Origin of the sequence: Spirosoma terrae, assembly GCF_010435915.1 — a bacterium.
In the GTDB taxonomy this organism is placed as follows: Bacteria; Bacteroidota; Bacteroidia; order Cytophagales; family Spirosomataceae; genus Spirosoma; species Spirosoma terrae.
The window spans coordinates 20237-34645 of record NZ_JAAFZH010000013.1 but is presented as its reverse complement, the minus strand read 5'-3'; the positions used below and the strand labels follow the sequence as shown (position 1 = coordinate 34645).

At 49.8% G+C, this 14409-nt stretch carries 14 protein-coding genes; 4 read left to right on the top strand and 10 right to left on the bottom strand.

Annotation, left to right across the window (positions count from 1 at the left end):
* Positions 1-11: 11 nt before the first annotated feature.
* Genes GK108_RS22890 through GK108_RS22875 form a run of 4 tightly spaced genes read right to left on the bottom strand, consistent with a single transcriptional unit; the run spans position 12 to position 4303 of the window.
* Complete coding sequence (locus GK108_RS22890; protein WP_163953529.1) at positions 12-1373, bottom strand: hypothetical protein; 1362 nt, start codon at positions 1371-1373, stop codon at positions 12-14.
* Complete coding sequence (locus GK108_RS22885) at positions 1370-2926, bottom strand: glycosyltransferase (protein WP_163953527.1); 1557 nt, start codon at positions 2924-2926, stop codon at positions 1370-1372. The genes GK108_RS22890 and GK108_RS22885 overlap by 4 nt, the downstream gene beginning before the upstream one ends.
* A gap of 41 nt (positions 2927-2967) precedes the next feature.
* Entirely contained in the window at positions 2968-3660 is a 693-nt protein-coding gene (locus tag GK108_RS22880; RefSeq protein WP_163953525.1) for a glycosyltransferase family 2 protein, read from the bottom strand.
* A 40-nt stretch (positions 3661-3700) separates the two neighbouring features.
* Positions 3701-4303, bottom strand: coding sequence for a TIGR04282 family arsenosugar biosynthesis glycosyltransferase (locus GK108_RS22875; RefSeq protein WP_163953523.1), 603 nt, complete (start codon positions 4301-4303; stop codon positions 3701-3703).
* A 96-nt stretch (positions 4304-4399) separates the two neighbouring features.
* Here GK108_RS22875 and GK108_RS22870 point away from each other — a divergent pair, with 96 nt between their 5' ends.
* On the top strand, positions 4400-5221 hold the full coding sequence (locus GK108_RS22870) for a purine-nucleoside phosphorylase (RefSeq protein ID WP_163953521.1): 822 nt from the start codon (positions 4400-4402) through the stop codon (positions 5219-5221).
* Position 5222: 1 nt separating this feature from the next.
* On the opposite strand, the gene arsS is transcribed toward GK108_RS22870, so the two are convergent.
* From arsS to GK108_RS22840, 6 genes are all read right to left on the bottom strand, one after another.
* A complete protein-coding gene (arsS, locus tag GK108_RS22865) occupies positions 5223-6269 on the bottom strand; it encodes an arsenosugar biosynthesis radical SAM (seleno)protein ArsS (protein WP_163953520.1) in 1047 nt (348 codons plus the stop codon).
* Positions 6270-6371: 102 nt separating this feature from the next.
* On the bottom strand, positions 6372-6704 hold the full coding sequence (locus GK108_RS22860) for an arsenosugar biosynthesis-associated peroxidase-like protein (protein ID WP_163953804.1): 333 nt from the start codon (positions 6702-6704) through the stop codon (positions 6372-6374).
* Between the two features lie 66 nt (positions 6705-6770).
* A complete protein-coding gene (locus tag GK108_RS22855; RefSeq protein WP_163953518.1) occupies positions 6771-7700 on the bottom strand; it encodes an SDR family oxidoreductase in 930 nt (309 codons plus the stop codon).
* Positions 7684-8694: an NAD-dependent epimerase/dehydratase family protein gene (locus GK108_RS22850; protein ID WP_163953516.1), complete on the bottom strand. Its 1011-nt coding sequence runs from the start codon at positions 8692-8694 to the stop codon at positions 7684-7686. Before GK108_RS22850 ends, GK108_RS22855 begins: the two co-directional genes overlap by 17 nt.
* Positions 8694-9386, bottom strand: a complete 693-nt coding sequence (locus GK108_RS22845; RefSeq protein WP_163953513.1) for a TIGR04283 family arsenosugar biosynthesis glycosyltransferase — start codon at positions 9384-9386, stop codon at positions 8694-8696. The genes GK108_RS22850 and GK108_RS22845 overlap by 1 nt, the downstream gene beginning before the upstream one ends.
* A 76-nt stretch (positions 9387-9462) precedes the next feature.
* Positions 9463-10569, bottom strand: a complete 1107-nt coding sequence (locus GK108_RS22840; protein WP_163953512.1) for a BamA/TamA family outer membrane protein — start codon at positions 10567-10569, stop codon at positions 9463-9465.
* Positions 10570-10692: 123 nt separating this feature from the next.
* Between GK108_RS22840 and GK108_RS22835 the strand changes: the two genes are divergently transcribed.
* The 3 genes from GK108_RS22835 to GK108_RS22825 are packed head-to-tail and all read left to right on the top strand — an operon-like array spanning position 10693 to position 14397.
* Positions 10693-11454, top strand: coding sequence for a DUF547 domain-containing protein (locus GK108_RS22835; RefSeq protein ID WP_163953510.1), 762 nt, complete (start codon positions 10693-10695; stop codon positions 11452-11454).
* 21 nt (positions 11455-11475) lie between these two features.
* A complete protein-coding gene (locus tag GK108_RS22830; protein ID WP_163953508.1) occupies positions 11476-12834 on the top strand; it encodes an NAD(P)/FAD-dependent oxidoreductase in 1359 nt (452 codons plus the stop codon).
* Positions 12835-12846: 12 nt separating this feature from the next.
* Positions 12847-14397 (top strand): 4Fe-4S binding protein, encoded by a 1551-nt coding sequence (locus tag GK108_RS22825; protein WP_163953506.1) that lies wholly within the window; start codon positions 12847-12849, stop codon positions 14395-14397.
* The last annotated feature ends 12 nt before the right edge of the window (positions 14398-14409 follow it).

Here is a 14409-nt window from a genome sequence, read left to right as displayed (position 1 = left end):
TAAGCCAAAGGTTAAACGTTATTCATCAGCCGACTACTTGGCTTTTGCTTCTGCCATTCGTACACTATAAAGCCAACGAGCAATCCATATTCCAGGCCGATAAGGGGCAAATTTTCATTGTAAGGGTACGTTTGGTAGGCTCCGTAGGAAAGTATAATAAGTCCCGACCAGATAAATGGATAGCGAAACGGTGTAAACACGCTTATCGCTACTAGCGACGTTATATACCAGGGGTGAACCGTTGTGGATAATAACCAGTACAGACTCAGCGTCAGGAGTAATTGAGTCAATAGTTTACGAGAAGAGGTCTCACCTCGGCTCCAGATAGCGATGGCAATCGTTCCAAAGGCAATCAGTACAAACAGAAATTGACCAGCTTCTTTGATAATGCTGTGCCCTGTTAGTACGTAACCAACTGCCCGAATTAAATAGTAGATACTGGCATTGAATTCGAACTTTTGAAAATAGAGATCCAGACTGGTGAATACATTCTTTACTAAGTCCAGATCAATAAACGGAACAAAAAGCAATCCGACTACGCTCAACGTTATTGTTTCATACACGATTGCCCGCTTCCAGCCTACGTAACGAATCAGTAAAGGAAAAAAGAGTAGCGGCAAAAGCTTTGTACCAATGCTTGCAGCCAATGCAAAAGCGGATACGACCCATCGTTTCTGCAGATAGAGCCAAACCGCTAGCAGTGCAAAGAAAATCAATACAGCCTCATAATGTAAATTGCCTGTTAGCTCCAGAATCACCAGCGGATTTAGAGCATAAAGTAGGGCAAGGTTTGGGTTTTTCCCGAACCGGCTAAGAAGCGAAATCAGCAACCACAACGTACCAAGTTCTGCCAGCAGAATCGGGATACGTAGCCCGATCAGATTGCCCAGCAGATTTTGGGGCGAAAGCAAAGCGGCTAATCCAAACAAGGCCTGATTGATGGGCGGATAAACCGTGAAGTAATCAGGTGAATTTAAGCCCTGATACAACGAGTCGGTTAAACCAGCTTTTGCTGCTAAAGGCGTATGAATAATCTGGCTGGGTAGGTAAAGATACGGGTTATAACCGTTGGCAACCAGATGTCCGTCCCAGATGAATCGAACGTAGTCATCGGATAGGTTAGGAACAACTGCCAGTAGACTGACTCGGAATAATAGGGCTGCCAGAAACAGAAATCGGTCAGGTTCTGGTTTTGTAATCGATGGCTGGCTAGCATCGGACCACAGCGGCCGGGTAATCCGAACATAGCCCCAGAAAGAAAGTCCGTATAACAGAATCAGGAGGTTGAATTGTGGCCGGGAAACTCCATATCCTATCAGGGTATACAAGGTCAGTGAAAGGAGGAGCCAGCCAATTCGGAAGGGCGTAATCATGGCTGTAGAACAGTCACGTTCGGTGCTACGTTCGTTTCCTGAGTCCAGCTATGCGCGAGTGTATAACTAACAACCAGGCTATACCCAATGACCAGCAAACTATGGAAAACAACCAGTGAATAGTCGCCTAGATATGCCCCCAGACCGATTCCTGCCAGAAAATACAACCCAAGCCCAATTTCTCCCCAAATAGATTTAGGAAACGTTTTCTTTATGTAAACATTACTAGTCCAGTCGACAGGCGATGCCATACTATTGAATTTTGGCGTACGGACGAAAGGCGTTTTTTTCCCAAGAAGACCTTCCAGTACAGCTATACTGTTATGTAACGACAACCCCAGCATGATGGAAATAAAGGTAGGAAATAGCCAGAAAAATCGGACGGATCGACCAACGAGGCTGACTTTTGCCTGAGGTGTATTTATTCCTTGCTTTATCTCTGTCTGGTAATAAGCGACTCCGTAAAAAAGGGTTGAAATGAGGGTAGCCAGCAAAAACAGATTCGATAGTTTCTGGTCAATAGCTGCCCAGTCGGGATGGCGGTGGTGAATCCACAAAACAGGCAGACTCAGTAGCGCCATACCCAGAATAAGTACTAACAGGGAGCTATTCAATAAATGAAAACAGGCCTGTATTTTTTTTCGAACGGAGATGCCTGATTTCTGCCATACGTTTCCCAAGAGTTTCCGACTGCATTCGGCTGGCCCTTTCATCCATCGGTACTGCTGCGACTTAATTGCATCCATCGTAATCGGCAGTTCAGCGGGGACGCCAACATCGACCCGGTAAACGATTCTCCAATCCTTCAGCTGTGCCCGATAACTTAAATCCAGATCTTCGGTCAGGGTATCCGCTTGCCAGCCGCCACTGGTTAGTATTGCTTCGCGACGCCAGATACCGGCCGTACCGCTGAAATTTAAAAATAGTCCGGTGGTATAACGAGCATACTGCTCAATAAGAAAGTGGGCATTCAGGCCAAAAGCCTGAATCTGAGTCAGCAGCGAATAGGGCTGATTGGTGTGTAGCCATCGGGTCTGAACAACACCAATGTCGGGCTGCGTAAAACTGGGCAACACACGTAGTAAAAAATCCGCATCTGGTAGAAAATCAGCATCGAAAATCGCTACGTACTCGCTATCGATCAGGTTGAGTCCGTAGGCTAGTGCGCCTGCCTTAAAACCCGCTCGGTTGGGTCGGCGGATGTGTACCAGCGGAAGCCCTATTTTTTGATAAACAGCTGCTTTTTTAGCAATCAACAACGTAGTGTCGTCCGTCGAATCGTCCAGAATCTGAATCGTTAGCTTTTCCTGGGGATAGCGCAGCCGAGCGATGGCATCAATCAGTCGTTCCACTACGTATAACTCGTTGTAGATGGGCAATTGAACCGTGATTGAAGGCAACTGTTCCCAATCGAGAGCGGTCTCCGGAAAGCGCTCATTTCTCAAACGCCATCGACCGTATACGTACCGAATAAGGAGCCCCAACTGACCGATGCTGAACAGGACGACCAGCAGAATCAACAGGTTGTAAATAACTAGAATGAATAACTCCATGATGTCAAATCCTGCTCACGGTTTACGCCAGGCCGCCCTTACTACCAGTATTTAAAGATGGTTGTCAGGATTTTATAGCCCGCCAGTATTGTCCCTTTAATCGTGCCCGAAATTTTTGAATGGCCAATCCGTTTTCGATAACTCACGGGCACTTCGGTTGTTTTGCAGCGCAGCTTGGCCGCTTTTAACTGCATTTCAACGGTCCAGCCATACGTCTTATCCTGCATGTTCAGGGCCAACAACGTATCAAACCGAATGGCACGAAAAGGGCCTAAATCCGTGAAACGAACGCCATACAGCCAACGTAGCAGCCAGGTAGCCAGCCAGTTACCGAAGAGCTGTTGGGGTGTCATGGAACCCCGCTGCCGGTTACCTAATGCGCGCGACCCAATCACTAAATCAGCGGTTTGTTCCTGAATTGGGGCAATAACACGGGGCATTTCAGCCGGAAAATCGGAGTAATCAGCATCCAAAAAAACAACGATGTCGGGCGTAGGCTGGCGTTGTTTTGCGTACGCAATGCCCCGTAAACACGCCCGGCCATATCCTTGAACCGGCTCGTCGAGTACGGTAGCGCCAGCGCGGGAGGCTTCAATAGCGGTCTGATCGTTGGAGTTGTTGTTAACGACAATAATTTCCTGTACTAGCTCGGCGGGTATGTCACGGATTACCTTCCCAACTGAATTTTCCTCGTTGAAGGCAGGTATGATAACGACAATAGTTGGCTGATTCAAACGTAGCGTGGCAGTAAAAACGAAAAATATAGGTTACGTATCATAATGGCTGACCTGTTTTCTGGACATAAGCTTCATAATCAGGCCATTCGTCGATGTCGGTTAGCTCGTCAAGCTGGGCATATGTTAAGCTATGCTGTAAAATAGCCAATTCGGTCAGCTGTCTGAGTTCGGGTTGGCTCCAGGGCATATTCTGAAATAAAAAAGGCTGAAGCTGATTCATCCCTAACAGGTAATACCCGCCGTCGGTGGCTGGGCCAATCACCACATCTACGGTATCGAGGGCGGCAAACGCATTGTGGATATGGCTGGACGTTAAATCAAAACAGTCGCTGCCAATAATAACCACTTTCCCGACTCCCGCCCGAAATTGTTCGTCAAACGCATTCTGCATACGCTCACCCAAATCTACACCCACTTGCTGATACTTAACAAACGAATTCCACCCGTCATCAGCATTCACAAAATCACCGTAATAGACGGCACAATGCCCTGTAAACTCAGATGCCAGCTTTTGAGTATAAGCCAGCAGATGTTGATACACCTCGAGCGCTTTGGCGTCTCCCACCGTTCGGGCGATGCGGGTTTTGACCTGGCCGGGAATGGGATTTTTGACAAAAACAATCAGTTGCTCTGGTGCCATGACTACTAATAACGAAACAAGCGAACAATCGGTTACTGAAATCGTGTGATTAATTCTTAACAATTATCTTGCGAAAAAGATATCCTAACATCGTTTATGACCATTCTTGAACAGGTTCAGCAGACCACCCAGTTTATTCAATCGAAAGCGCAACTTACTCCGCAAATCGGGATCATTCTTGGCACAGGCCTTGGCGCACTGGCGCAGGAGCTAACCATCGAGACGACCTTATCCTACGAATCGATTCCTCACTTCCCGTTGTCGACGGTTGAGTTTCATTCCGGGAAATTGCTGCTGGGTACGCTGGGCGACAAACCAGTAGTCGTGATGCAGGGACGGTTTCATTTCTATGAAGGCTATTCCATGCAGCAAATTACGTTTCCGGTACGGGTTATGCACGCGCTGGGCGTTCGAACGCTACTGGTTTCGAACGCTGCCGGTGGTCTGAATCCCGCTTTTCAAACAACCGATTTGATGGTTATCGACGACCATATCAGTTTGTTACTCCCTCAGAATCCGCTCGTAGGGCCAAACCCGCCCGAATTTGGTGACCGTTTTCCCGACATGAGCGAACCGTACAGCAAATCGCTGATCGATCAGTCATTGGCTATAGCCGAAGACCTTGGCATTCGTCTCCAGCGTGGCGTTTACGTCAGCGTGACAGGCCCTCAACTCGAAACACGGGCTGAATACCGGATGCTTCGCCAGTGGGGTGCCGATGCCGTAGGCATGTCGACCGTGCCGGAAGTAATTGTCGCCAATCAAATGGGCATGGCTGTTTTTGGCGTATCGGTCATTACCGATATGTGTATACCGGAAACCCTGGAAAAAGCCGACATCCAAAAAATTATAGCGGCTGCGGGTGCGGCAGAACCCCATCTGACTCGCCTGATGCGGACGTTGGTCAGTCAGCTGTAGGTCAGGCGGTAGTGCCTCCGCAGCTCGACCCGGCCCCAGCTGTGCAACCGTAGCAATGCTGATTGATAACCACCGATCGCTGATTTAAGGTAGTCAGGTCGAAGTCCTGTACGTGCTGGACCGGGCTGGCTACTTTTAAATCGAGCATCTGGTTAAAATCACAGTCGTAAATGAATCCATCCCAGCTAATCGACAGGGTATTCCGGCACATGACGCCAGCAGCGGCTACCGGATTGAACGCATTGACCAGTTTTTCCATGTAGCCGTCATAGTTGCCGGACGAAATCAGATAGTCCAGAAACCGACTGATCGGAATGTTGGTGATGGCATAGAGATCGTTGAACTGAATGCCGAATTCGTCCTGCAAAACCCGTTTGAACTGCCGTTTCAAACTTTCCTGCGGACCAGGTAGAAATGCGCCATTGGGGTTATAGACCAAGTTCAATAGCAGGCCGGTATCCGGCTGACCGTAGCCCACCGCATTCAGCATACGTAGCGCCCGAACCGAGTCTTCAAAAACCCCTTTCCCGCGCTGACGGTCGGTTTTATCGGCATTATAAAACGGCAATGAACTAACAACTTCAACCTCGTGCTGCCGAAAGAAGTCAGGCAGGTCATTGTATTTTGGGTTGGCAACGATGATCGTCAGGTTGCAACGTACCATCACCTTACGCCCCAGTTTACGAACCTCTTCAACGAACCAGCGGAAATTCGGATTCATTTCCGGTGCCCCACCCGTCAGATCGACCATCGGAATGTTCGTTTGGGCCAGCGCATCCAGACATGCCTGCATCGTTTCGCGGGTCATGATTTCTTTCCGGTCGGGACCCGCATCGACGTGGCAATGCCGACAAACCTGGTTGCACATTTTCCCCAGATTTATCTGAAAAACAGCCGGTTCGATTGTACTTAATGGAAACAGCCCAGCGGTTTGAAGTTTCTCATGAAAAAGGGGTAATTGCAACGTATCGGCCACCTCGCTTTGCAGCGTTTGCAGTTGTACGTCAACGTTGGCTAACTGATGCCCACTGGCTTTAAGTGATTTCATAGGCTGATTGAGCGAAAGAGCGAATGGGTGACAGCGTGAAAACCATCCGGCAAAAAGTCTTCCGGTAGGTACGTTCACCCATTCGCTCTTTTACTCTTTATTTTACATCGATAATTCTTTGGCTTTGTTCATCATTTGCACGCCGTGTACCAGCGAAGCCCCTCCGCGAATGGCGGCAGCTACGTGTACAGCTTCCATCATTTCGGCTTCCGAACAGCCTTTTTCGAGCGTATCAGACGTGTAGGCATCAATACAGTACGCACATTGTACTGCATGAGCAACCGCCAGCGCAATCAGTGATTTCTCACGGGCGGTCAACGCACCTTCCGCAAAAACAGAACCGTAGTAAGAAAAAAACTTGTCGGCCAGTTCTTTCTGAAACTCACCAATCTTACCAAATTTTTTGAGGTCTTCAGGATTATAATACGTCTGCATACAGTCGGACCGGCGCACCGGTTGAATTAAGTTAATGAGAATACGATAACTAGCTAAAAATAGATTTTACTCATAAAAATGCCGGAGTCTACGAATCGTGGTAAGCACAATCCAGTCGCCTAACCGGGGCAGATGCGTATGTACCAGCACAATCAGTCTGCCTAGTGCTGAAATTACCGTTCGTTGCCGACGTCGGCGAACGTGATTGAGAATAATGCGGGCCACTTCCGACTGACTTTTCTGCCAGCGAGGAGGCCGGTGAGCGATGGGTACTGGTTGGCCCGTTGCATTGAGTACCCGTTTATCAAGGTCATTCTGCGTAAAGCCAATGTGTACTACCCCAATCTGAATGCCTGTGTGAGCCAGTTCTAGACGTAGCGTGTGGGCCAGATTGGCCACGGCGGCTTTCCCCGCGCAGTAAGCCGAGCCGCTGGGCATACCATTCAGCGCCGATATGGATGAAATGAACGTAACGACGCCTTTGGTTTTGATCAGATGGGGTAACGCCACTTTCAACGGATAAACCGTTCCGTACACGTTGCTGTCGAGCACCTGCCGGAATACGTCGGGTGTCATGTCGGCAAAGTAAGCGCGCATCGAAATACTGGCGTTTGTGATCAGAACATCTAACTGCCCAAACGTATCGATAGCCGTTCCAATCAGGCGTTCGCAGTCCTCAAGGCAGGTTACATCGGCCAGGCAACTCACTACGTCCAGGCCCTCGCCAAGCAACTCATCCTCAGTTTGGGCCAATCGCTCAGGCGTGCGTCCATTTAAAATCACCTTAGCCCCAGCCATACACAAAGCCCGTGCAGTAGCTTTACCAATGCCCGATTCTGAACCGGTAACAATGGCTACTTTTCCGGCAAACGGCCCCGAAATGGTTGTGGTTCTATGGTTTCGTTTACCCGTAACGTCAGAAACGGCAGCAGCTGAAGCCGACGTTTGTTCGTCTACAGGTTCCGATGGGGCGATTTGCTTAGTTAGTTCCAGCACGTTGCGTAAAATAGTTATGTCGTTTAAACCAGGTAAAGGCTTCGTCTACGGCCTCTTCAATCGGTGTTTGAGGAAGTTCCAGTTCGGAAATGGCTTTCTGCGAACTGAAATAATGTCCATCATTAGCCACCGCAATCATCGATGAATTGAGCTGTCCCGGACGGCGAGTCAGCTTAGTCAGAGCATCACAACCAAATCCATACAGCGTTGCCAGACCGGGTGGAATCGGCCAGCGCGGTGGTGATACGTTCATCCGTAGTGCCATCAGTTGAAACGCTTCCTGATAACTCAGATTGGCATTTCCCAGAATATAGGATTCACCTACTCGTCCTTTTGTCAGTGCGTTAACCGTTGCAACCGCTACGTCCCGCACATGCACGTAATTTTTCCCCCCGGCCGGATAGCCTATAACGCGGCCCTTGTAAAGTTCCAGCAGCATGCGACCAGATGTCGGTTTGGCATCGAATGAACCCAGCATAAATGTTGGATGAACCAGAATAGCGGGTAGTCCACTCCGCTTTACCGCTTCCTGAACCTGCTCCTTGGCCGCCCGTTTGCTGTCGATGTAATCAGAGCCATATTGCTTTCCTGCAAACGGATACGTTTCGGTTCCAGGTTGTTGCTTTGTTCCAAACCCAAACACATTGGCCGTTCCAACGTAGATAAATCGTTGAACATTGGCCAGCCGGGCTACGTCAATCAGGTTTTCTGTTCCCGTCAGATTCACCGCCCAGACGGCCGGATTACGAGCCGGGTTTACCTGTGCTAGAGCCGCTGCGTGAATAATGGCCTCACAACCGGCAACGGCTTTTTTTAGGGACTGTTTATCTAAAACGTCGCCTTCGTACGGCTCAACGGACAGGTCACCCAGTGTTAGAGACTGCTGTTTATTCCGCAGTAATACCCTTACCCGGTATCGACGCGACAGCAATTCGCGGGTCAGGTGCGCCCCCAGAAAGCCACTGGCTCCAGTTACTAGTACGGTTGTTTCCATCAACGGTAGTTCAGCATGGCTTTATAGGTACGGGCAATCCGGCCAGGTGATACGTTCATGAAAAACAGTGAAAAGGCGGTCAGGTTTGCTATTTGTACCCGGAACCAGCTATTGGTGTCGTATTTTCGGGCCGATACCAGTACGTCTTTTGGTATGATACAAAACCGGGCCACCTTCCGAATCCGGATAATGATATCAAAATCCTCCATGATCGTATAGTACTCATCGAAACCACCCAGACGGTCAAACAGCGCGCGGGTTATAAACAACGTCTGATCGCCCCCGCGACTCATGATGCCCGGAAAACGGGTTCCGTAACTGTTGAAGCGAAGCATGATTTTGTCTGAATTGAACCGAAACCGATAACAACCCGCTTCATAACCTGCGTTAACAGCCTGCTCAATATCTGCAATGAAATCAGGATTGATACCGACGTCGGCATGGACGAAATACAGAACATCGCCTTTGGCCAACGTAGCACCGAAATTCATCTGAGCAGCCCGACCCGGCTTTGGCGATTGTCTGACCGTAGCACCCGCCTGTCGGGCCACCTCTGCCGTGCCATCGGGGCTTCCTGCATCAATCACCAGGACCTCCAGTAACGAAGCACCACCAAGGGGCAGCAATGTCTGCACTAACCGGCCAATTGCCTGGGCTTCGTTATAGGTGGGAATAATAATACTAAACGTCATTAGTAATTGATAAGTAAGCAAAATAGGTTATTTATCAGCTCCTGACAAACCCCCCGAGCCGAAAGCCCTTTTTCGTCTAAAAAGCCTCTCCAATGGTCAGATAGAAACCGTTCGATTGTCGTCCCAGCCCGTAATCCAATCGGATATTAAGATGGTCACGACGATTCATGGTAAAGCGCAATCCGGCCCCGTAGGCCAGTTTAGGTTCATTCACCCGTAGCCCTGATTGCGCATCGCCCAGAATTCCAGCGGCTCCGAAAACGACTCCGCCCAGCCGTTTGTACAGATCGAATCGGACTTCACTCTGAATGAGCGCTACGTTCTGGTCACGGTATCGACCTTCGTAATAGCCTCGCATTCGTTTGGTGCCGCCCAGCAACGACAACGCGTTGAAAGGAGCCTCGCCCGTTGTAAGACTTACGAAATAATTGACCGCTAAGATTGCTTTGGTACTCAACGAATGATAGGATGATACGTCAGCCGTGTATCGACCGAAGCGGACGTTGCCGCCCAGCGCTTGATTATGAGTTAGATACGCAATGTCGGCGACAACGCCTTTTGATGGAAAGAAAATGACATTGCGCGAGTCGTAAAACAAGCCGAGTCCAGCCCCCGACAATCGACTGCCCAATCCGCCGGGTACGGAACCCGAAGCCAGCAATCCCCCCGGCTCGACGCTGGTTACCTGATAATCTTCGTACTGATACCGAATACCCGCATATAGCTTTCCTCGGCTTATGGCTGGAGCAATCCGCCGGAAGGCATTGATACGTATACGCGGAAAATTCACCCCGTATAACTCGCGCGCAACTTCCTGCTGGCCAACGCCATAGAAATAGTAATTGTAACGGTAATATCCAGCCTCGCCATTAACGTAATACGTATCGCGGTCGTAAAAAATCTGAAAAGGCAGGTAAAACAGGATTTGCTTATTCTGCGTGTAGGCAAAACCCAGCGTGATCTGCGACGGACGAACGGCGGCTCTGGCTTGTGCCGATGAATCTGCCCGCAAAAAATCCATGTCGCGCCTGAAACGGAACGTAGCCGTAGCCGCTACGCCATACGCCAGCCGGGTTTCGGGTGTGTAATAAATGAGTGGAAGCGGTAAGACACTAAATGCTTTGGGAACACTGTCGGGCGGGGCCGAAATGAGTAAGGCAGTTACCAGCGACGAAAGGAGCATTATGATTTTGGATTGCTTACATTATCATACGAAAAGTTAGTCCACAGGGTTTGAATTTATGATTATTAAAACCATTCGGTAGGTTGGGGCGTATATCTGATTGTAGAAAATTTGAATCTCATCATGAAAACGCACCCTACGTATATATTCGTCCTGTTTGGCTTGCTATCTCTGCTCACCACGGCTTTTACGGAGCCAACGGTAGCGCCTGTCGACCATAGTGCCTACGACCGACTGCTGAAAAAATACGTCAACGAAAAAGGACTGGTTAATTATAAAGGTTTCAAATCGGAGGGGAAAGCCCTGAATGATTACCTGGCTGTGCTCAGCAAAAATCCACCGGCTGCTTCGTGGAGCAAGAACGAGCAGATGGCGTACTGGATTAATGCTTACAACGCGTATACCATTCGGCTCATTCTTGATCATTATCCCGTAAAAAGTATCAAGGATATTGGCTCAAAAATCAAGATTCCGTTTGTGACAACGCCCTGGGCGGCCAAATTTTTTACGATTGGTGGCGAAAAAATGAGCCTCGATAACATCGAACACGGCATTCTGCGTAAAAAATTTAACGATCCTCGCATTCACTTTGCCCTTGTCTGCGCGTCTATTTCGTGCCCCCGTCTTCGGAATGAGGCTTACATGACCGATAAACTAGATGCCCAACTGGATGATCAGGGACGCGATTTTCTGAATAATCCGTCCAAGAACAAAATCGGCAAAGACGAAGCTCAACTATCTAATTACTTCAACTGGTACAAAGGTGACTGGACCAAAAATGGGCAGTCGGTAGTGAAGTGGGTCAATAAATATTCCAATACGAAAATTTCAGACAAAACCGACATCGAGTTCCTGGACTATAACTGGAATCTCAACGAGCAGTAATCCCACCAGAAACGGGCAGTCATGAAGCACCTGATCATTATCGGAAACGGTATTGCCGGTATCACAACCGCCCGGCACGTTCGCCAGCAGGATTCAACGGTACGTATTACGGTCATTTCGGCTGAGTCTGATCATTTTTACTCGCGTACCGCGCTCATGTACATCTACATGGGGCACATGACCTACGCGCATACCAAACCCTACGAAGACGGGTTCTGGACCAAAAATCGCATCGATCTGCTACGTGGCTATGTCGAACAGGTCGATACGTCGGGGAAGCGAATCCGGCTGGCTGATGGGCAATGGCTCAACTACGACGTACTGGTGCTGGCTACTGGCTCGGTATCTACTACGTTCGACTGGCCCGGTCTGAGCGCATCTGGCGTGCAGGGTTTATATGGGCTGCCCGATCTGGAACGGATGGAGCAATTTACCCAAAACATCGACCGGGCCGTCGTGGTTGGCGGGGGGCTCATTGGCGTTGAGCTTGCCGAAATGCTACGTTCCCGACACATAGGCGTAACGATGCTTGTCCGCGATCCGCATTACTGGAGTTCCACGCTACCCGCCGAAGAAGGGAAGCTAGTCGGTCGTCATTTACTCCGGCACGGTGTCGATCTCCGGCTTGAAACCGAACTTAAGGAAATTCAGGCCCGGCCTGACGCGGCAGATCCGTCGGGTCGGGTGCGCGCGGTTGTGACGAATACAGGCGAAGAAATTTCCTGCCAGTTTGTGGGATTGGGGATTGGTGTTACGCCCAACGTAGCATTCCTGAAAAACTCGGGTGTTGAACTCGGGAAAGGAATTCTGGTAAACGAGTATTTTGAAACCAACGTAGCCGACGTGTATGCCATCGGCGATTGCAACGAGTTTCGGCAACCTATATTGGGTACCGATGGAGCCCTGCGCAAACCCATCGAACAAATCTGGTATACGGGCCGGATGCACGGCGAAACCCTGGCCCGAACGCTCTGCGGTTCCCGGACGGCCTATCGCCCGGGCGTCTTTTTTAACTCGGCTAAATTCTTCGATATTGAATACCAGACCTATGGCACCCTGAACGCCCAGCTTACCGACGACGAACAAACGTATTACTGGGAGCACCCGTCTGGCGAACAATGTCTACGGATCAATTACCGGACAACGGACCAGTCCGTTGTCGGCATCCATGCGTTGGGAATTCGTTTACGTCAGGCTGTCTGTGATCGTTGGATTCAGGATCGGACACCGTTTCCGAACGTAGTGAGTCAGTTGCGGCAGGCCGATTTCAACCCTGAATTTTCGGAGTCTTTTACCGACCAATTGACCGGCCACGCACCCGCCAGATCGCCGGACCGCCGGAAAGGCTGGTTTCATCGGTTATTTTCAGCAACGCACTAATCCGTTATCATTATGCGAACTACCGGACAACGTATTGGTCTCACCGCATTCCTGATTGGATTTGCGCTGTTTGTGGCTATCCTTCCTCTCAGTCGATACGTATTGACAGATAAGGTGTTGAGCGAGACAATCCAGAAAGAACAGTTGGAGGATGTTCGTATGGCTACGGCTTCCATGCAGGGCAACGTGTATGCGTCGTCGTTCAGCTTTGTTGGGGATTATCGGGCTGCTATCGCCCAACTCAATGAAGGCTTCAAACGCCGTAACGAGAACAATCGGCTTGTTCAGGACTACGCCTTTCCGGTTACGAAGGCCGCCAGTACCGGCTTTTTCCCGGATAATAGCGGCCTTTTCTTCTGGCTTATTTTGGTGTTGTGCGTGGGTGGAGCCTTCCTGTACATCTTGCCAGAGCCGCGGACGTTACCCGGTATAAAAAACAATGGCATCTATCAGGACCCGGCTACGAACCGGGGCTGGATTGGCGTCGTCGTGTGTGGCTTTCTGATTGGATTCTATGTACTCCTTTATTTTTTTCCGGAGTACATGACCAATTGGGTGCTGCTGTTCGATCCACTAAGCCAGTTGCTGAACGGTGGTCCTGCCAGCCAGTGGTTCGTGTACGGTACGTTGTACACACTGGTGATTCTGGTAATGGGCGTGCGAATGTTGATTAAATACCGACACAGCCGTTACCAACAGTTTCGTACGCTTTCAGTAATGTTTTTCCAGACGGTCTTTGCGTTTCTTATTCCGGAATTGCTGGCTTTTTTTCATCAGCCCGCGCAGGATTTAAAAAACATGTGGCCACTGGATTACAGTTTTTATTTCGATTACCGTATTGATGAAAAAATTAAGGCCGGTACGTTTGGCATCTTCCTGCTTGTCTGGGGAACGGCTCTCTGGCTATTGGGTGTGCCGATACTGACCTATTTTTTCGGCAAACGGTGGTACTGCTCGTGGGTATGTGGCTGCGGTGGACTGGCCGAAACGCTGGGCGATCCCTATCGGCAACTATCCGACAAACGGCTGGGTGCCTGGAAACTGGAACGTATCGTTGTACACTCAGTACTTGTCTTTGCCGTTGTGATGACAGTACTGGTACTCTACACGTACTGGAGTGGACAGCCCTCGGTGTTGGGGTTTCTGGATTCCTACGGCATCCGCTCGGCTTATGGGTCCGCCATTGGGGCTGTTTTTGCCGGAGTACTGGGCACCGGGTTTTATCCCGTTTTTGGAAGTCGGGTCTGGTGCCGGTTCGGTTGTCCGCTGGCCGCTTATCTGGGATTGGTTCAGCGGTTTAAATCCCGGTTCCGCATCACGACAAATGGCGGTCAATGCATTTCGTGCGGCAACTGCTCGACCTACTGCGAAATGGGCATCGATGTGCGCTGGTACGCGCAGCGAGGCCAGGATGTTGTACGCTCGTCTTGTGTGGGCTGTGGTATTTGTTCGGCTGTTTGCCCACGGGGTGTTTTAAATCTGGAAAACGATTCGACCACCAGCCGACGTACCGACCCCGGTCCAATAGTACTGGGGAACAATAGTTTTCGCATTCAACAATGAACGTACATTGCT